Source organism: Methylobacterium sp. WL6 (genome assembly GCF_008040095.1).
Taxonomy (GTDB): Bacteria; Pseudomonadota; Alphaproteobacteria; order Rhizobiales; family Beijerinckiaceae; genus Methylobacterium.
The window spans coordinates 1-18,112 of the sequence record NZ_VRVH01000004.1; the positions used below are offsets into that span (position 1 = coordinate 1).

18 protein-coding genes are annotated in these 18,112 nt (G+C 70.1%); 8 read left to right on the forward strand and 10 right to left on the reverse strand.

All coding sequences use genetic code 11. From position 1 onward, the window contains the following. The first annotated feature begins 2 nt into the window (after nt 1–2). The 4 genes from FV230_RS30455 to FV230_RS01045 all read left to right on the forward strand — a co-directional run bounded on the left by FV230_RS30455 (nt 3) and on the right by FV230_RS01045 (nt 5,932). Nucleotides 3–1,427: a DNA polymerase Y family protein gene (locus FV230_RS30455; protein WP_246694678.1), complete on the forward strand. Its 1,425-nt coding sequence runs from the start codon at nt 3–5 to the stop codon at nt 1,425–1,427. Next, a complete protein-coding gene (locus FV230_RS01035; protein WP_246694679.1) occupies nt 1,424–4,747 on the forward strand; it encodes an error-prone DNA polymerase in 3,324 nt (1,107 codons plus the stop codon). Before FV230_RS30455 ends, FV230_RS01035 begins: the two co-directional genes overlap by 4 nt. A 53-nt stretch (nt 4,748–4,800) precedes the next feature. After that, nucleotides 4,801–5,238 carry a hypothetical protein gene (locus FV230_RS01040; protein ID WP_147840873.1) on the forward strand — a complete coding sequence of 146 codons (438 nt, stop codon included), beginning with the start codon at nt 4,801–4,803 and terminating at the stop codon, nt 5,236–5,238. Between the two features lie 67 nt (nt 5,239–5,305). Beyond that, complete coding sequence (locus tag FV230_RS01045; protein WP_147840874.1) at nt 5,306–5,932, forward strand: Uma2 family endonuclease; 627 nt, start codon at nt 5,306–5,308, stop codon at nt 5,930–5,932. Between the two features lie 9 nt (nt 5,933–5,941). Here the strand turns inward: FV230_RS01045 and fae are convergent, their stop codons facing one another. Further along, nucleotides 5,942–6,481 carry a formaldehyde-activating enzyme gene (gene fae / locus FV230_RS01050; protein ID WP_147840875.1) on the reverse strand — a complete coding sequence of 180 codons (540 nt, stop codon included), beginning with the start codon at nt 6,479–6,481 and terminating at the stop codon, nt 5,942–5,944. A 179-nt stretch (nt 6,482–6,660) separates the two neighbouring features. Between fae and FV230_RS01055 the strand changes: the two genes are divergently transcribed. Beyond that, nucleotides 6,661–6,894 (forward strand): hypothetical protein, encoded by a 234-nt coding sequence (locus tag FV230_RS01055; protein WP_147840876.1) that lies wholly within the window; start codon nt 6,661–6,663, stop codon nt 6,892–6,894. A gap of 4 nt (nt 6,895–6,898) precedes the next feature. Here the strand turns inward: FV230_RS01055 and FV230_RS01060 are convergent, their stop codons facing one another. From FV230_RS01060 to FV230_RS01095, 8 genes are all read right to left on the reverse strand, one after another. After that, nucleotides 6,899–7,345, reverse strand: a complete 447-nt coding sequence (locus FV230_RS01060; RefSeq protein ID WP_147728159.1) for a hypothetical protein — start codon at nt 7,343–7,345, stop codon at nt 6,899–6,901. Nucleotides 7,346–7,440: 95 nt separating this feature from the next. Further along, complete coding sequence (locus FV230_RS01065) at nt 7,441–7,842, reverse strand: type II toxin-antitoxin system VapC family toxin (RefSeq protein WP_147840877.1); 402 nt, start codon at nt 7,840–7,842, stop codon at nt 7,441–7,443. Then, nucleotides 7,842–8,096: an AbrB/MazE/SpoVT family DNA-binding domain-containing protein gene (locus FV230_RS01070; RefSeq protein WP_147840878.1), complete on the reverse strand. Its 255-nt coding sequence runs from the start codon at nt 8,094–8,096 to the stop codon at nt 7,842–7,844. The genes FV230_RS01065 and FV230_RS01070 overlap by 1 nt, the downstream gene beginning before the upstream one ends. A 64-nt stretch (nt 8,097–8,160) precedes the next feature. Beyond that, entirely contained in the window at nt 8,161–11,913 is a 3,753-nt protein-coding gene (gene metH, locus FV230_RS01075; RefSeq protein WP_147840879.1) for a methionine synthase, read from the reverse strand. 167 nt (nt 11,914–12,080) lie between these two features. Further along, a complete protein-coding gene (gene metF, locus FV230_RS01080) occupies nt 12,081–13,001 on the reverse strand; it encodes a methylenetetrahydrofolate reductase [NAD(P)H] (RefSeq protein WP_147840880.1) in 921 nt (306 codons plus the stop codon). 56 nt (nt 13,002–13,057) lie between these two features. Next, nucleotides 13,058–14,068 (reverse strand): metalloregulator ArsR/SmtB family transcription factor, encoded by a 1,011-nt coding sequence (locus tag FV230_RS01085; RefSeq protein ID WP_147840881.1) that lies wholly within the window; start codon nt 14,066–14,068, stop codon nt 13,058–13,060. A 69-nt stretch (nt 14,069–14,137) separates the two neighbouring features. Continuing rightward, nucleotides 14,138–15,064 (reverse strand): ROK family protein, encoded by a 927-nt coding sequence (locus FV230_RS01090; protein WP_147840882.1) that lies wholly within the window; start codon nt 15,062–15,064, stop codon nt 14,138–14,140. Continuing rightward, complete coding sequence (locus FV230_RS01095; protein ID WP_147840883.1) at nt 15,061–16,452, reverse strand: dicarboxylate/amino acid:cation symporter; 1,392 nt, start codon at nt 16,450–16,452, stop codon at nt 15,061–15,063. Before FV230_RS01095 ends, FV230_RS01090 begins: the two co-directional genes overlap by 4 nt. Nucleotides 16,453–16,710: 258 nt before the next feature. Here FV230_RS01095 and FV230_RS31325 point away from each other — a divergent pair, with 258 nt between their 5' ends. Continuing rightward, nucleotides 16,711–16,935, forward strand: coding sequence for a L,D-transpeptidase (locus FV230_RS31325; protein WP_348642115.1), 225 nt, complete (start codon nt 16,711–16,713; stop codon nt 16,933–16,935). A gap of 27 nt (nt 16,936–16,962) precedes the next feature. Next, complete coding sequence (locus FV230_RS31330) at nt 16,963–17,136, forward strand: L,D-transpeptidase (RefSeq protein ID WP_348642116.1); 174 nt, start codon at nt 16,963–16,965, stop codon at nt 17,134–17,136. A gap of 89 nt (nt 17,137–17,225) precedes the next feature. On the opposite strand, the gene FV230_RS01105 is transcribed toward FV230_RS31330, so the two are convergent. Next, nucleotides 17,226–17,441 carry a hypothetical protein gene (locus tag FV230_RS01105; RefSeq protein ID WP_147840884.1) on the reverse strand — a complete coding sequence of 72 codons (216 nt, stop codon included), beginning with the start codon at nt 17,439–17,441 and terminating at the stop codon, nt 17,226–17,228. Between the two features lie 75 nt (nt 17,442–17,516). On the opposite strand from FV230_RS01105, the gene FV230_RS01110 reads away from it, so the two are divergent. Beyond that, the gene (locus FV230_RS01110) at nt 17,517–18,110 is read left to right on the forward strand and encodes a hypothetical protein (RefSeq protein ID WP_147840885.1); all 594 of its coding nucleotides are present in this window, start codon (nt 17,517–17,519) and stop codon (nt 18,108–18,110) included. The last annotated feature ends 2 nt before the right edge of the window (nt 18,111–18,112 follow it).

The following is an 18,112-nucleotide window of genomic DNA, read 5'->3' on the forward strand; positions in this document are numbered from 1 at the left end:
CCGTGAACCCCGCCGCAGCCGCCCTCGGCCTGCGACGCGGCGAGCCGCTGGGCCGCGTGCAGGCGCGGATCTCGACCCCGCTCCACGTCCACCCGGCCGATCCGGCCGCCGACGCAGCGGCGTTCGCCAGGCTCTGCCTCTGGGCGCAGCGCTACACGCCGTGCGTCGTCCCCTTCGGCCCGGCCGAGGCCTGCGACGGCCTGTACCTCGACGTCACGGGGGCGGCCCACCTCCTGGGCGGCGAAGCCGATCTGGTCGCGGACCTCGCCGCGCGCCTCGCGCGATCCGGGATCCCGGCACGGATCGCACTCGCCGACACTCCCGGCGCGGCCTTCGCCCTCGCGCGATACGGGCGCGGCGAGACCATGTGCGTCCCATCGGAGAGGACCGAGCAGGCCCTGAGGCCCCTCCCCGTCGAGGCCCTGCGCTGCGAGCCAGCCGTCGCCGTCGCCCTGAAGCGGCTCGGCCTGCGCAGGATCGGCGCCGTCCTCGACGCGCCGCGCCCGCCGCTGGCCCGCCGCTTCGGCGCAGCGCTCCTCGTTCGCCTCGACCAGGCGGCCGGGTGCCGGCCGGAGCCGCTCGTCCCGGTCACGGAGCCCGTGCGCTACGGCGCCGCCCGCGGCTTCCTCGATCCGATCGGCAGCCAGGAGATCATCGTCGCCACGGTGCGGAGGCTGATGGCCGAGATCGCGCCGCGCCTGGAGGCGGACGGGCTCGGCGCCCGCGGCTTTCGCCTGTCGCTGCACCGGGTCGACGACGTGGTGCGCGCCCTCGACCTCGGCCTGTCCGAGCCGAGCCGCAGCCCCGACCATGTCGCGCGCCTGCTGCAGCTTCGGCTCGAACGGCTCGGCTCTGGCCTAGATGCCGGCTTCGGCTTCGAGACGGTCCGCCTGGACGTGTCCGCCACCGGCCCGATGCCCGGCCGGCAAGCTACCCTCGCCACCGGCCCCGCCCCTCAGGACGACCGGACCGCCGGCCTCGCCGACGCCCTACGCCAGCGCTTCGGCCGACCCGTGATCCGCCTGAGCCCCCGTGCGAGCCACGTGCCCGAGCGCGCCGACCGCATCGCCCCCTGGGACACCGAACCTTGGCGCATCGAGCGCGTCGTCCTGCACTGGCCCGATCCCGATGCCGGCATCGGTCCCCGGCCGCTGGTGCTGTTCGACCGCGGCGAGGCGGCCGAGGACGTGATCGCCCTGGTGCCGGAGGGGCCGCCGCGCCGTTTCCGCTGGCGCTCCCGCCTCCATCGGATCGCGCATTCGGAAGGGCCGGAACGGATCGAGCCCGAATGGTGGCGCGAGTCCGGCGTCCCGCGCGACTACTACGTCGTCGAGTGCGAATCCGGCCGCCGGCTCTGGCTCTACCGCGACGGCCCGAACCTGGCCGACCGGCCGGCCGCCTGGTTCGTGCACGGGCTGTTCGCGTGACGGCGGCGGCTTACGCGGAACTGGCCGTCTCGACCAACTTCTCGTTCCTGCGCGGCGCCTCGCATCCGCAGGAATACGTCGAGCAGGCGATCGCCTACGGGCTTCGCGCCATCGGCATCGCCGACCGCAACACCTTCGCCGGGGTGGTCCGCGCCTATGCGGCGGCGCGGGTGAAGCCGGAGCGACCGGGCGCGAAGGACATCTGGAACATCCCGTTCCTGCCGGGGGTGCGGCTCGTCACCGAGGACGGGTTCGAGGCGGTGACCTACCCGATGGATCGAGCGGGCTACGGCCGCCTGTGCCGGCTGCTGTCCTCGGGCAACCGGCGGGCGCGCAAGGGCGGATGCCGCTTCTCCTTCGCGGAGATGCTGGAGGCGGCCGAGGGACAGGTCTTCATTGCGATGCCCCCCGGGCGGCGGCTGGTGCCGCCCGCGGCCTTCTCCGCCCGGGTCGAGGCGCTGGCAGCCGCCGCCCCCGGAAGGGTCTGGCTCGGTGCCAGCCACCGCCACCGCGGCGACGAGCGCCGGCGTCTCGGCCTCCTCGCCGAGCTCGGGCATCGCCTCGGCGCGCCGATGGTCGCGGTGTCCGACGCGCTCTACCACCATCCCGACCGGCGTCCGCTGCAGGACGTGATCGCCTGCATCCGCGAGGGCTGCACCCTCGCGGAGGCCGGCTACCGCCTGGAAGCCAACGCCGAGCGCCATCTCAAGCCGCCTTCGGAGATGGCGCGGCTGTTCGCCGACCATCCTGAGGCGCTCGCCCGCACGGTCGAGATCGCGGAGGCCTGCGGCTTCTCCCTCGGGATGCTGAGCTACGAGTACCCCGAGGAGCCGGTGCCGCCGAACCGGACGCCTCAGGACTACCTGGAGGAACGGGTCTGGGACTGCGCGCGCTGGCGCTTCCCCGACGGCGTCCCCGTGGACATCGAGAGGACCCTTCATGGGGAGCTCGCCCTCATCGCGAAGATGAACTACGCGCAGTACTTCCTCACCATCCGCGACATCGTGGAGTTCGCGCGCGGCCGGGGCATCCTGTGCCAGGGCCGCGGCTCGGCCGCCAACTCCGCCGTGTGCTTCTGCCTCGGCATCACCGCGGTCGACCCGACCCAGATCCGCCTGCTGTTCGCCCGCTTCATCTCCGAGAACCGCGACGAGCCGCCCGACATCGACGTCGACTTCGAGCACGAGCGCCGCGAGGAGGTGATCCAGTACCTCTACGGCAAGTACGGCCGCGAGCGCGCGGCGATCTGCTCGACGGTGATCCACTACCGCCCGCGCTCGGCCATCCGCGAGGTCGGCAAGGTGCTAGGGCTGACCGAGGACATCACCGACTCGCTCGCCGAGACGGTGTGGGGGTCGTGGGGCAAGGACCTGCCGGACAAGCACGTGGCCCAGGCCGGCCTCGATCCCGGAAACCCGGCGATCCGGCAGGCGGTGGACCTCGCGGTCTCGCTGATCGGCTTCCCACGGCACTTGTCGCAGCACGTCGGCGGGTTCGTTCTGACCCGCGGGCGGCTCGACGAGACCGTGCCGGTCGGCAACGCCGCGATGCCCGACCGCACCTTCATCGAATGGGACAAGGACGACATCGACGTGGTCGGCCTGATGAAGGTCGACGTGCTGGCGCTCGGCATGCTCACCTGCATCCGCCGCGGGCTCGATTTCCTGGCCCGCGACTACGGCCTCGACTACCCGACCCTCGCCGACCTGCCGCCGGAGGATCCGGAGGTCTACGCGATGCTGTCGAAGGCCGATTCCGTCGGCGTGTTCCAGGTCGAAAGCCGGGCGCAGATGTCGATGCTGCCGCGGCTGAAGCCGAACGCATTCTACGACCTCGTGGTGCAGGTTGCGATCGTCCGCCCCGGCCCGATCCAGGGGGACATGGTGCACCCCTACCTGCGGCGGCGGTCGGGTGCCGAACCGGTGGAATACCCGGCCCCCCACCCCGATCACGGGCCGGCCAACGAGTTGGAGAAGGTCCTCGAAAAGACTTTCGGCGTGCCGCTGTTCCAGGAGCACGCCATGCAGATCGCGATCACCGCGGCCGGCTTCACCCCGGCCGAGGCCGACGGCCTGCGCCGGGCGATGGCGACCTTCCGGCACGTCGGCACGATCGGCGGCTTCGAGCAGAAGTTCATCGGCGGGATGACTGGACGGGGCTACCCGAGGGACTTCGCTGAGCGCTGCTTCGCGCAGATCCGCGGGTTCTCCACCTACGGCTTCCCGGAGAGCCATGCGGCGAGCTTCGCGCTTCTGGTCTACGCCTCGGCCTGGCTGAAATGCCGGCACCCGGACGTGTTCCTGGCCGCGATCCTCAATTCGCAGCCGATGGGCTTCTACCAGCCGGCGCAGCTGGTGCGCGACGCCCGCGCCCACGGCGTCGAGGTGCGCGGGCCCGACGTCAACGCCAGCGACTGGGACTGCACCCTGGAGCCGGCCGCAGAGGCTCCCCCGCCCGGGGTGCCGAAGCGGCTCGCGGTGCGGATCGGCCTGCGGCAGATCACCGGGCTGCCGCAGGCTGCGATGCGCCGGCTCGTGGCGTTGCGGGCCAACGGCTATGCCAGCATCGAGGGCCTGCAGGCGGCCCTGGCGCTGCCCCGCAACGCGCTGGAGCGGCTGGCCGAGGCCGACGCGTTCCGCTCCCTCGACCTCGACCGGCGGGCGGCCCTGTGGATGGTGCGGACGCTGGAGGGCGGTCGCATCGCCAAGCCCGTGCCGGACGAAGCCCTCGGCCGCCGCGCGCACCTGCTGGAGGCGCCGTTGCCGCTCTTCGCCTTCCATGCCGACGACGGGCTCTTCCACGACGAGCCGACCGTGGCGCTGCCGCCGATGCCGGCTTCCGAGCAGGTGGCCGAGGATTATTCCGCCACCGGGCTCTCGCTGAAGGGCCACCCGGTCGCGTTCTTCCGCGCCCGGCTCGCCCGGATCGGCGCCGTTCCGGCCCGCGAGCACCACGATCTAGGCTTTCCCCAGAACGGCCGCGTCACCGTGGCCGGGCTGGTGCTGACGCGGCAGCGGCCCGGCACCGCCAAGGGCGTGGTGTTCCTGACCCTCGAGGACGAGACCGGCATCGCCAACGTTATCGTCTGGAAGAAGGTGTTCGAGGCCAACCGCCGCGCCGCGATGAACGCCCGCTTCCTGGCGGTGCAGGGCCTGGTGCAGCGGGCCGAGGGCGTGGTCCACCTCGTCGCCGAGCGGTTCCGCGACCTGACGGAGGAGTTGCGCGAGCTTCGCGCCGGCGGCGTGCGCCTGCCGCCCGAGACCAACGATTTCGGGGCTCCCACCGACCGGCGGACCTATCGCAGCCGGGATTTCCATTGAGGGCGCCGCGCGCCGAGCCTCGACAGCCGACCGGCTGCGCGTATGGTGCGGCCATGCTTCGCTTCGCCCTCGCCTGCCTCCTGCTGATCCCCGCCGCTGCCCGCGCCGACGAATGCGACGGCCTCGCCCAGAGGATCGCCGCCGCCACAGGCGGCAAGGTCGGGCGCCGCGCCGGCCCCAGCATCGACATCCGGGTGCCCGGCGCGATCAAGCTCGACCTGACCTGCCGGGCCGAGCCGATCGTCCAGGCGAGCTCCGGCGAGACGACGCCGTCGGCCGCCTTCTTCCGCGACCTGTCGATCGCCTCCGAGCTGCTCGTCGGCGAGTCGGCCGGCGCGGTCCAGGCCATCATCGCCACGGCGCATGCCACCGCGCTCTCGGAGCGGCGCAAGTCGTTCATCCAGCAGAACGGCTGGTCGGCGAGCTGCTACACCGACAGCACCGGCTCGATCCGCACCCTCTGCTCGGTCGGCCGCATCCCGCCGGGCTGACATGCGCTTGACCGGTCGTGCGGTCGGGCCGATCTCTCTCGCAGACGTTCTCGGCACGGAGCCCATCATGCCCGCCTTGCTGACGGACGCTTCCCGCCTCGACGCGCATCGAACCTTCTGGGACTTCGTCGCGTCCCGCCCCGACGAGGAGAAATGGGAACTCATCGAAGGGCGTTTCGTCATGCAGGCGCAGCCGAGCATCGATCATCAGATCATCGCCGGAAACCTCGACCGGCGGCTGAGTGAGGGCCTCGAACGGATCGGCTCGGACCGGGTGGTCCTGCAGAACCCGGCGATCGACCTGCGGCCGGTGATCGAGGGGAACGCCTACGTTCCCGACGCCGCCGTGATCGATCGATCCGACGTCGAGCCCGGCCGAAGCGTTTCCGGGACCTGCTACCTCGCCGCCGAGATCATCTCCCCCAGCGACCGCCGGAAGCCCTCGAGCTCGAACCGCGGGAAGATCGCGATCAAGTTGGCGGGCTACCAGGCCCTGCCGATGTGCGACGTCGTCCTGCTGATCGAGCAGCGGGTCGTCGCGGTGACGCTCGCCATCCGCGACGCGGGCGGCTGGATCACGCGACGCCTGACCGATCCCGGCGAGCGCCTGATCCTGCCCGCCGCCGGCCTGGATTGCCGGGTCCTCGACCTCTACGCGCGCACCTCCCTGGCACGCGCGCGGAGGACGGCCTGAGCGTTCGCCTCAGTACTCGACGACGTCCTCGAGCGCGTAGTGCTTCACCGTCTTGCGGTTGGCGATCAGCTCCTTGATCGTCGGCTCGCCCCGCATGGCGCGGCCGATGGCGAGCTTCGTCGCCTCGTAGTTGGTGCGGTAGAGGTCCTTGCGGTCCACGTTCGGATCGGCGCCGCAGCGCTCGTCGAGCCAGATCATGATGATCATGCACAGCTCGTCCAAGCCGTCCTTGGGCAGGATGCCCTCGATCACGCAATCGACGATCGCGTCGCCGGTTGCGGCCTGAACCACGCCGCCGAGAAGCTCGGCGTATTCCGCGGTGTGGATCGTGACCTTCGTGGTCATCATCGTCGCCGGGCGCACGAGCTGGTTGAGGTCGCGCACCACGAACATCCGGGTGTGGCCCTGCACCTGGCCCATCATGCCGGCGAAGGCCTGGCCGACCGGGCCCCGCGTCGAGCCGATCAGCACCTCGGGCATCGCGTCGGTGTATTGCCCCTCGGCGGCGAGCACCGTCGCCTCGCCCGTGCGGAACCAGATCTCGGACATGTCTCTCGGCCTTGGAAGCGGCGCCCCGGCGAGGCGCGGTCGGCCGCGCAGACATCATCCCCGGAGGGCTTCGTCAACCGCCGGACCGGGCGGCCGCCTCGATAAAGCCCGGCGCCGGCTCTGGCCTCCGCGGGCGCGATCGGTCATGCAGGACGGCGACCGAACGGGAATGCACGACGATGAGCGATCCGGAGCAGGAACCGGGCCCCGCGGGCGAACGCGGCTGGAGTCTGTCCGCGGCTGCGGCGGGCGACGGCGTGCGCCTCGAGCTCGGGCTGCCCGACCTCGACGGCAAGCCGGTCACCGCCATCCTCAGCCTGAGCCGGGCGGAGGCGCGCGCCTTCGCCCGCACGTTGCTCGCCGCCTCGGGCGACGCCGCCGAGCGCAGCTTCCCGCGGCCCGCCAAGCGATAGCGGCTCAACGCAGCCCGATGCCGGGATTGGTGCGCCCGGGCAGGCGCGGCACCTTCGCGGTGCGCGGCTCGATCGGGGCGCCGCAGGCGTAGACGAACTCGGTCTGCAGGTCGGTGAACACCGTCTCGCCGGTGATCCTGCAATCCTCGCGCACCGTCTCGTCGAGGTAGGTCCGCGCCGCCAGGCGGAAGCGCGCCGCCCGCGTCTCGCCGGGGTCGCGGTCGGCATAGCGGTCGCCGATACCGCAGCCGGTGAACTCGCGTACCGCGTTCGAGACGATCAGCATCCGTCGTTGCTGGCGCTGGTCGTAGACCTCGTACGGGTCGTTGCAGGAGATCGTCACGACCTGGGGCGTCAGGCTGACATAGGTCTTGGAGATGTGGGAAAACCCGGTGCATCCGGTGACCGCGAGGCCCGTCGCGACGGCGATGACAAACGCCAGCCGCTTCATACCCGTCTCCACGCAACCGACCCGCGGACGACCCGCACGGGCATTGAAGCCGCGACGGCCGTTCGGTCAAGCTCCGCCGGGACACAGGCGCCGGCTTATGCGCCGCCGCCTTCCCAATCCTCGACCCGCAGGCCGGGGACGCGCGAGAATTCGCGGACGTTGCGGGTGACGAGCGTCACGTCGCGCGCGAGTGCCTGCCCGGCGATCAGGACGTCGTAGGGGCCGATCGGCGTTCCGGCCGCGGCGAGGACCGCACGGATCTCGCCGGCCTTGCGGGCGTCGGCGACGGTGAAATCGATCACGGGGAAGCGCAGGGCATCGATCCCGGCGAGCGTTTCGTCTTGGCGATCACCATGATAGGCGCCGAAGAACAACTCGTGCGAAACGATCGCCGAAACGCCGGAATCGCGCCGCCGATGTGCTCGCAACCGCTCCCAAACCCGTTGTCGTTGCTTCAGCAAAGCCACTACGACATTGGTATCAAGCAGATAGAGCATCAGAGTTCGTCGAGCGCCGGGCGGTCTTGCTGCGGCACATCTTCATCCGTGGCTTCCAGGATGGCATCGAGGACGTCAGGGTCGAGCTTGACGGCGATGGCTTCGAGCCAAGCCCACTCATCCACGATCGGTTCGAGGATGACCGCCTCGCCGTCGCGTCGGATCCGCACCGTGTCGCCCTCGAACTGGAAACCGGGCGGCAATTGTACCGCCTCCTCCCCGTCCGATCGGATGATCTTCGCGATGTTCGACATGCCGACCTCCCGATGTCCGTCACGAGGATAGATCGGGAGGCCGGAGCCGCAAAGTCGAGGCGGCCTACTCCGCCGCCACCGCCAGGTAGCGCACCGGATCGTAGTTGAGGATCGGCCCGAGCCAGCGCTCCACGGCGTGCAGGTCCATGCCCTTGCGCATCGCGTAGTCCTCGACCTGGTCGCGCTCCACCTTGGCGACGCCGAAGTAGTGCGCCTTCGGGTGGGCAATGTAGAGCCCTGAGACCGACGAGCCCGGCCACATCGCGTAGGATTCGGTGAGCTTCACGCCGATGCGGCGCTCGGCCTGGAGCAGGTCGAACAGCGTGACCTTCTCGGTGTGATCGGGCTGCGACGGGTAGCCCGGGGCCGGGCGGATGCCGTCGTATTCCTCGCGCACCAGCTCTTCCGGCGTGTAGGTCTCGTCCGCCGCGTAGCCCCAGAACTCGCGCCGCACGCGCTCGTGCATGCGCTCGGCAAACGCCTCGGCGATGCGGTCGGCGAGCGCCTTGACCAGGATCGAGCGGTAGTCGTCGTTGGCGCGCTCGAACTTCTCGGCGATCCGCACCTCTTCCAGGCCCGCCGTGACGACGAAGCCGCCGACGTAGTCGGCGATCCCGGTCTCGGCAGGCGCCACGAAGTCCGACAGGCACGTGTTCGGCCGCCCGTCGCGCTTCGACAGCTGCTGGCGCAGGCCGTGGAAGGTCGCCAGCGTCTCCGAGCGGCTCTCGCCGGTGTAGAGGCGGATGTCGTCGCCGACCGCGTTGGCCGGCCAGAAGCCGAGGATCGCCTTCGGGTTGAACCAGCGCTCGGCGACGATCTGCTTGAGCATCGCCTGCGCGTCCTCGAACAGGGCCTTGGCCGCCGGGCCCTGGTTCGGGTCCTCGAAGATCGCGGGGTAGCGGCCCTTGAACTCGTAGGTCTGCAGGAACGGCGTCCAGTCGATGTAGGGCACGAGGTCGGCCACCTCGTACGAGCCGTAGACGCGCGTCCCGGTGAAGCTCGGCTTCTTCGGCGCGTAATCGGTCCAGTCGATCTTGAACGCGTTGGCGCGGGCCTTGGCCAACGGCAGGCGCTGCTTGTCGAGCTCCGAGCGGGCGTGGGCGTCGGCGACCTTGGCGTATTCCGCCTGCACCTTCTCGATCACCCCGCCGCGGGTCTCCTTCGAGATCAGGCTCGAGACCACGCCGACCGCGCGGCTGGCATCGGTGACGTAGATCGCCTGCCCGCGCTGGTAGGACGGGTGGATCTTCACCGCGGTGTGGACGCGGCTGGTGGTCGCGCCGCCGATCAGCAGCGGCACGTCGAAGCCCTCGCGCTCCATCTCGGCGGCGACGTGCACCATCTCGTCCAGCGACGGCGTGATCAGCCCGGAGAGGCCGACGATGTCGACGTTCTCGCGCTTGGCGACCTCGAGGATCTTGGTCGCCGGCACCATCACGCCGAGGTCGATGATCTCATAGTTGTTGCAGGCCAGGACCACGCCGACGATGTTCTTGCCGATGTCGTGGACGTCGCCCTTCACGGTGGCCATCAGCACCTTGCCGGCGGCGCGGCGCTGCCCGTCGCCGCCGTTGGCGAGCTTTTCCGCCTCCATGTACGGCTCGAGGTAGGCCACCGCCTGCTTCATCACGCGGGCGGACTTCACCACCTGCGGCAGGAACATCTTGCCCGAGCCGAACAGGTCGCCGACCACGTTCATGCCGGCCATGAGGGGGCCCTCGATGACGTGGAGCGGCCGCGCCACGCCCTGGCGGGCCTCCTCGGTGTCGGCGAGGATGTACTCGGTGATGCCGTTGACCAGCGCGTGCTCGATGCGCTTCTCGACGGTGCCCTCGCGCCAGGTCAGGTCGGCAGTCTTGGCCTGGGCCGAGGCGCCGCTCTTGAAGCGCTCGGCCGCCTCCAGAAGGCGGTCGGTGGCGTCGTCGCGCCGGTTCAGGACCACGTCCTCGCACAGCTCGCGCAGCTCCGCCGGCAGCTGGTCGTAGACCGCGAGCTGGCCCGCGTTGACGATGCCCATGTCCATGCCGACCTTGATCGCGTGGTACAGGAACACCGCGTGCATCGCCTCGCGCACCGGCTCGTTGCCGCGGAAGGCGAAGCTCAGGTTCGAGATGCCGCCCGAGATGTGGGCGTGGGGCAACGTCTCGCGGATGATGCGGGTCGCCTCGATGAAGGCGACGCCGTAGCCGTTGTGCTCCTCGATGCCGGTCGCGACCGCGAACACGTTCGGATCGAAGATGATGTCCTCGGGCGGGAAGCCGACCTCCTCGGTCAGCACCTTGTAGGCCCGGGTGCAGATCTCGACTTTGCGCTCGAGCGTGTCGGCCTGGCCGTCCTCGTCGAAGGCCATCACCACCACGGCCGCGCCGTAGGAGCGGCACACCTTCGCGTCGTGAACGAACTTCTCGATGCCCTCCTTCATCGAGATCGAGTTCACGATCGCCTTGCCCTGGATGCACTTCAGGCCGGCTTCGATGACTTGGAACTTCGAGGAATCGACCATCACCGGCACGCGGGCGATGTCGGGCTCGGCGGCGACCAGGTTGAGGAACTCGACCATCGCCTTCTCGGAATCGAGCAGGCCCTCGTCCATATTGATGTCGATGATGCTGGCCCCGGCCGCGACCTGGTCGCGGGCGACGTCGAGGGCGGCGGCGTAGTCGCCGGCGGTGACGAGCTTCCTGAACTTGGCCGAGCCGGTGACGTTGGTGCGCTCGCCGACGTTCACGAAGGGGATTTCCTTCGTCAGCGTGAACGGCTCCAAGCCGGACAGGCGCATCAGCGGCGCGATCTCAGGAATTACCCGCGGCGTCTTGCCGGCGACGGCCTCGGAGATGGCGCGGATGTGGTCCGGCGTGGTGCCGCAGCAGCCGCCGACCATGTTGACGATGCCGCCCTCGGCGAACTCGGCGACGAGCTTGGCCATCGCCTCCGGGCTCTCGTCGTAGAGGCCGAACTCGTTGGGCAGGCCGGCATTCGGGTAGGCGCAGACCAGCGTGTCGCAGACGCGGGACAGCTCCGAAATGTGGCCGCGCATCTCGCGGGCGCCCAGCGCGCAGTTGAGGCCGAAGGTCAGCGGCCGGCAATGGCGCAGCGCGTTCCAGAACGCCTCGGGGGTCTGGCCCGACAGGGTGCGCCCGGACAGGTCGGTGATCGTGCCGGAGATCTGGATCGGCAGGGTGACGCCGCGCTCGTCGAACACCTGCCAGGTGGCGGCGATCGCCGCCTTGGCGTTCAGCGTGTCGAAGATCGTCTCGATCAGGATCAGCTCGGCGCCGCCGTCCATCAGGCCGCGGACCTGCTCGGCATAGGCCTGCTTGACCTGATCGAAGGTCACGGCGCGGTAGCCGGGGTTGTTCACGTCCGGCGAGATCGAGAGCGTGCGGTTGGTCGGGCCGACGGCGCCGGCGACGAACCGGCGGCGGCCGTCCTGCTCCTCGGCGAGCTTGGCGGCCTCGCGGGCGAGGCGCGCGCCCTGCGCGTTCAGCTCGTGGATCACCGATTCCATGCCGTAATCGGCTTGCGCGATCGTGGTGCCGGAGAAGGTGTTGGTTTCGCAGACGTCGGCGCCGGCGAGGAAGTAGTCGAGGTGGATCTGCCGGATCGCATCGGGCTGCGTCAGGATCAGAAGGTCGTTGTTGCCCTTCTGGTCGTGGGCGTGGTCCTTGAAGCGCTCGCCGCGGAAGTCGGCCTCGCCGTAGCCGAGGCGCTGGATCACGGTGCCCATCGCCCCGTCGAGGACGAGGATCTTCTCCCGCGCGCGCTGGCGCAGGGCGGCTTCGATCTCGGTGCCGTCGACGGGACGAAGGTCGTTCATGGATGTCTCACTCGTCATTCCGGGGCCGCGCAGCGGAGCCCGGAATCCAGAACCGCGACGGGTCCGGAAGGCCGGTTTCGGCTGCCGTCAAAGACTTGTCGGCAAGGTTCGCGCGTCTGGATCCCGGGCGCGCCCGCGGCGCCCCGGGATGACGGGAGGTCGATCGATCAGGCCGCCTTCGCCGTCGCCACCTTCGGTGCCTGGGCGCGCAGGCCAAGCAGGTGGCAGATCGCGTAGACGAGGTCCGAGCGGTTCATCGAGTAGAAGTGGAAGTCGTTGACGCCCTCGTCGACGAGGTCGAGCACCTGCTCGGCCGCCACCGCCGCCGCCACCAGCCGCCGGGTCTCGACGTCGCCCTCGAGCCCGTCGAAGCGCGCCGCCAGCCAATACGGCACCGAAGCGCCGGTGCGGCGGGCGAAGTTGGCGGCCTGCTTGAAGTTCTGCACCGGCAGGATGCCGGGGATGATCGGGATGTCGATGCCGGCGGCGCGCACCTTGTCGACGTAGCGCAGGTAGACGTCGTTCTCGAAGAAGAACTGCGTGATCGCTTGGTCTGCGCCGGCGTCGACCTTGGCCTTCAGCGCGTCGATGTCGGCGTCGAGCGAGGCGGCCTCGGGGTGCTTCTCGGGATAGGCCGAGACCGAGACCTTGAAGTCGCCGATGCGCTTGATGCCGGCGACGAGGTCCGAGGTCTGCGCGTAGCCGCCGGGATGCGGGCGATAGGCGTGGCCGACGCCCTCGGCGGGATCGCCGCGCAGCGCCACGATGTGGCGCACGCCGGCATCCCAGTAGGACTGCACCACCGCGTCGATCTCGTCGCGGGTCGCGTCCACGCAGGTCAGGTGGGCGGCCGGTTTGAGGCCGGTCTCGGTCACCATGCGGGCCACGGTGTTGTGGGTGCGCTCGCGGGTCGAGCCGCCGGCCCCGTAGGTCACCGAGACGAATTTCGGCCCGAGCGGCGCCAGCCGCTCGATCGAGGACCACAGGATCTTCTCCATCTCCTCGGTCTTCGGCGGGAAGAACTCGATCGAGACGCGGATCGGGTGGTAGCCGTCGCGGCTGGCGCGGTGGCGGTTGGCGTTCGGCATGGGCTTCGTCCTCAATGTCGTTCGGTTCAGACGATCGTGGAAGGGCGTCGGCCGCCTCAGGCGACGGCGCGTTCGGGCTGGATGGCTTCGGGGGCGACACGGCCGTCCGCCGCGAGCCAGAGGGTGACGGTGAGCTGGGCCTGCTCGGTCGGTGCGAGGTCGCGGGTCACCACGGTGTCGAGCCCGGCGTCGGACAGCCAGCCCGAGACCTGATCGGCGGCGAAGCCGAGACGGCGGTGGGCCTGCGACTCGCGCAGGAACTCGAGGTCGTGCGGGGCGAAGTCGACCACCAGCAGGCGGCCGCCCGGCGCCACGAGGCGGGCGGCCTCGCGCAGCGCCCGCGCCGGCTCGTCGAGGTAATGCAGCACCTGATGCACCACCACGAGGTCGAAGCTGCCGCGGGCGAAGGGCGGGGCGTGGATGTCGCCCTGGCGCAGGTCGACCCGCGCCAACCCCATCCGTTCCAGGTTGGCGCGCGCGACCGAGAGCATGGCGTGGCTCGAATCGAGCCCGGTCGCCCGGCCGGCGAGCGGCGCCAGCAGCCCGAGCATCCGCCCGGTGCCGGTCCCGAGATCGATCAGGCTGCGGACCGGACGATTGCCCAAGGCCGCCAGCACCGCCGCCTCGACGGTGGCCTCGGGCACGTGGAGCGAGCGCAGCTCGTCCCATTTCGGTGCCAGCCGCGCGAAGAAGCTCTTTGCGGTCTCCGCCCGCTGGCTGCGGACCGCGTCGAGGCGGGCGCGGTCCTCGGACAACGGCGCGCCGTCGCGCGACAGGCCGGCGATCAGCGGGTCGACCAGGCCGGCGCGGGTCTCCGCGAGCCGAAAGAACGCCCATGCCCCCTCGCGGTGGCGCTCGATCAGCCCGGCTTCGACCAGGAGCTTGAGATGGCGCGAGATCCGCGGCTGGGACTGGCCGAGGATGTCGGTAAGGTCGGAGACGGAGAGCTCGCCCTCGGACAGCAGCGCCAGGATGCGCAGGCGCGTCTCCTCCGCCGCCGCCCGCAACACGCCCAGCGCGTCGGGGAAGGAGACCGGTGCCGTCGGGCTGGCGCGATCGTTAGACATAAAGATATCTTTATGTCCGATCGCGGCCGGTGACAAGTGCCTTTTCGCGCGTCGCGGGCGAGCGCCGCGCTATCCGGCGTTCCACAGCCAAGCTGCACCGCGCACGCCCGAGGCGTCGCCATGCAGGCTCTCGCGGATCGGCGTGTCGAAGCGGTCCGAGAAGACGTGCGGTGCGGTCGCCGCCGGCAGGCCGGCGATCAGTTCCGGGACCCGCGAGAGCCCGCCGCCGATCACGACGACGTCGGGATCGAGGATGTTGACCACGTGCGCGACGCTGCGGCCAAGCCGGTCGAGATAGGCGGCGAAGGTCGCTTTCGCGACGACGTCGCCCTCGCGCATCGCCGCGACCACCGCCTCGGCCGAGACTGCGATCCCGGTGCGGCGGGCGTGGTCGGCCGCGAGGCCCGGCCCCGACACCCAGATTTCGATGCAGCCGCGACGTCCGCAATAGCAGGCCGGCCCAGGCCGCTCGTCGTCGCCGGGCCGCGGCAGCGGGTTGTGGCCCCATTCCCCGGTGATGCGGCCGCGGCCGGCGAGCGGGCGCCGATCCCAGGCGATGCCCGATCCGACGCCGGTCCCGAGGATCACCGCCCAGACCAGGCTCGCCCCGGCGCCTGCGCCGTCGACCGCCTCGGACACGGCGAGGCAGTTCGCGTCGTTCTCGATGCGGACGGACCGCCCGAGCGCGGTCTCGAGGTCGGCACCGAACCGTTGCCCGTTGAGCCAGTGCGAGTTCGCGTTCTTCACGAGGCCGGTGGCCGGCGAGGTTGCGCCCGGCATCCCGATGCCGACCGTGCAGGTGCCGCCCGCCGCCGCCTCCAGCCGGGCGACGAGGTCAGCGATCGTCCGCACCGTGCCGGCGTAATCGTTCCGGGGTGTCGGAACGCGGGCCTCGGCCAGAACGCGACCGCCGGCATCGAGGACGATGCCGGCGGTCTTGGTGCCTCCGAGATCGATGCCGAGGCGGTGAACCGCCCCGGTATGCGATGCGCTCACTCCGCGGCGGCGACCTTCGGCGCGCGCGGACCGCTCTCGACCGTCATCGGCTCGGGCGTCTCGTCGGAGATGTGCGTGCCGATCGAGACGGGGTGCGCCATCACCTGGTTGAGCTTGGCCTTGTCGAGCTCGCCCTCCCAGCGGGAGACGACCACGGTCGCGACGCCGTTGCCGATCAGGTTGGTCAGCGCGCGGCACTCGGACATGAACTTGTCGACGCCGAGCACCAGCGTCATCGCCGCCACCGGCACCGGGGTGCCCGGGATCGCGGCCAGCGTCGCCGCCAGGGTGATGAAGCCCGCGCCGGTGACGCCCGAGGCGCCCTTCGAGGTCAGCATCGCGACGAGGAAGATCGTCGCGTACTGCCCGAAGGTCAGGTCCGCGCCCACCGCCTGCGCCAGGAACAGCGTCGTGAGCGTCATGTAGATGTTGGTGCCGTCGAGATTGAACGAGTAGCCCGTCGGGATCACGAGGCCGACGACCGAATCCGAGGCGCCGAGGCGCTTCATCTTGGTCATCATGTGCGGCAGCACCGTCTCCGACGAGGAGGTGCCGAGGACGATCAGGAGCTCGTCCTTGATGTAGGCGAGGAACTTGAAGATCGAGAAGCCGCAGAAGGCCGCGATCCCGCCGAGCACCACGAAGATGAACAGCAGCGAGGTGGTGTAGAAGGTGCCGACCAGCCAGGCGAGGTCGATGACCTTGCCGATGCCGTACTGGCCCACCGTGAAGGCCATTGCGCCGAACGCGCCGATGGGAGCGAGCTTCACGATCAGCCCGATGATGCGGAAGAACACCTGGCCGGCCGCGTCGATGCCTTTGGTGATCGCCTCGCCCTTCGCGCCCATCCCGGTCAGCACGCAGCCGGTGAGGATCGAGATTAGCAGCACCTGCAGCAGGTCGCCGGTCGCCATCGCGTCGAAGAAGCTCTTCGGGATCAGGCCGAGGATGTGCGCGACGGTGGAGTCGGCGGCCGCCTTGCTGGCGTAGCCCTCGACCGCCTTGGCATCGAGCTTGGACAGGTCGGCGCCGAAGCCTGCGCCCGGCCGGACCACCTCGCCGACGATGATGCCGATCAGCAGCGCGAAGCTCGAGACGACCTCGAAATAGATCAGCGCCTTGAGGCCGACGCGGCCGACCTTCTTCAGGTCGCCGATCGAGGCGATGCCGTGCACGATGGTGCAGAAGATGATCGGCGCGATCATCATCTTGATCAGGGCGATGAAGCCGTCGCCGAGCCACTTCATCGACTTGCCCCAATCGGGGCTGAGGTAGCCGAGCAGGATGCCGAGCGCGATCGCGATCAGCACCTGGATGTAGAGCACCTTGTACCAGGGATCCGGGCGTATCGCCTTCTCGGTCACCGCTACGTTCGTCGAACCGTGCATCGCCTGCGCCATAATCTCGCCCGTGCACGCTTGCCGTGCACCCTCCCATTTGGCCGGAGGCTAGCGAAGTTGGCTTCGGGCCTCAACGGCGGCTGAGTATTTCGACACGCCGAAGGTGTGACAAAAACCTGTTCCTACAGGAAAAACGGTCTTTTCGCGGCAGAGTACAGTGGGCACTGAAGTCATCGCGGTCGCGTCGAAGTCGACGCCGGACGTCCGCGTCCGTCGGCCGACTTTCCCGAGCGCCGGAGCTTCGTCGTGCCCCTCGTCCGTGCCGTCTTCACCGCCGCGAGCGGTCTCCTGAGCCTGGCCCTCGTCGTTCCCGCGAGCGCCGGCATCGTCGCCCAGATCGACCAGTCGCGCCAACGCATGCGCGTCTACGTCGACGGGGCGCTCTCGCACGATTGGCCGGTCTCGACCGCACGGAACGGCTACGTCACCCCGAACGGCAACTTCCGGGTCGGGCTGATGGCACCGATGTGACGCTCGCACAAGTATCACGGCTCGCCGATGCCGCACGCAATGTTCTTCCGGGGCGGCTACGCGATCCACGGCACCTACGCGGTGGGCCATCTCGGACGGCGCGCCAGCCACGGCTGCATCCGCCTCGCGCCCGGCCATGCCAGCCGGCTGTTCAGCCTCGCCCGCAGCCACGGCGGCGCCAGCGTGATCATCCGCAACTGAGGTCGCCCGCCGAACGCGAAGGACCGCCGCTGCGGGGGCAACGGCGGTCCTCGAAGGTCGGTGACGTCGGGGTCCGAAGCGGCAGACGCTCAGGTCTGCTGCGTGCGCCGGGGGCGGACGGTCCAGCGTTCGAAGGTCGAGGCCGGATCGTCGGAGGCGGGCTCCTGCGGCTGCTGGATCGCGGCGCCGAGGGCCTGGGACAGGCTCTCGATCACGTCGTCGATCCGCGCATCCTGAGGCGGCGTCTCGGCTACGGCTCGCAGCTTCGGCAGCGGAAGGAGGAGTGCGACGCCCGCGCCGAGCAAGAGCGCGCCGCGTTCCTAGAGCTTCTTCACACTCCGCTCGCCACTGAGGCCGAACGCCTCGCCTACGCCACGGCCGTGATCGCGCGTGCCTCGGGCGCCTACGGTCTCGAATGCCATGGCAGCGGTCGCGCCGCTTGGATGCCGACCGCTTACCGCAACCTCGCCTTTGGCGAATACGCGCCGGAACCCGACACGGCAGATCATCAGCCTGCCGCCCTTGCGACGCCCGCTAGCCTGTCCACCGTGGAGGCCGGATTGACGGCTCTAGTCGCGGAATATGAGGGGTTTGCCCGCGTTAGCGATGAAGCCATGACCCGTGAGGACGAGGCCGACTTGCCGCGCCCCGATGATTTGGACAACGCGATTGATCGGGTTCGCCTTTTCACGAACCTGGGCCGTGAGGATGCCGTTCGGCACGCCATGGCTCTCCCGGCGACCACGCTTCTCGGCTTCGGGCTTAAAGCTCAGATCCTAGAGCACGATGCAGGCGCGGCCTGGGACGCGAGCGACGCCGATGCAGACAGCGCGCGCTGCCGGGCGCTCTTGCACGGGCTGATCGCAGCGGCCGGGCTCTCGCCGATCCCGCGGCTTGAAGTGACCTCGGATGAAATCCGCGGCTGGCTCGCGAAGCCTGAAACCGCCCCCGGCGCCCCGCGCGTGAAAGCCTGACC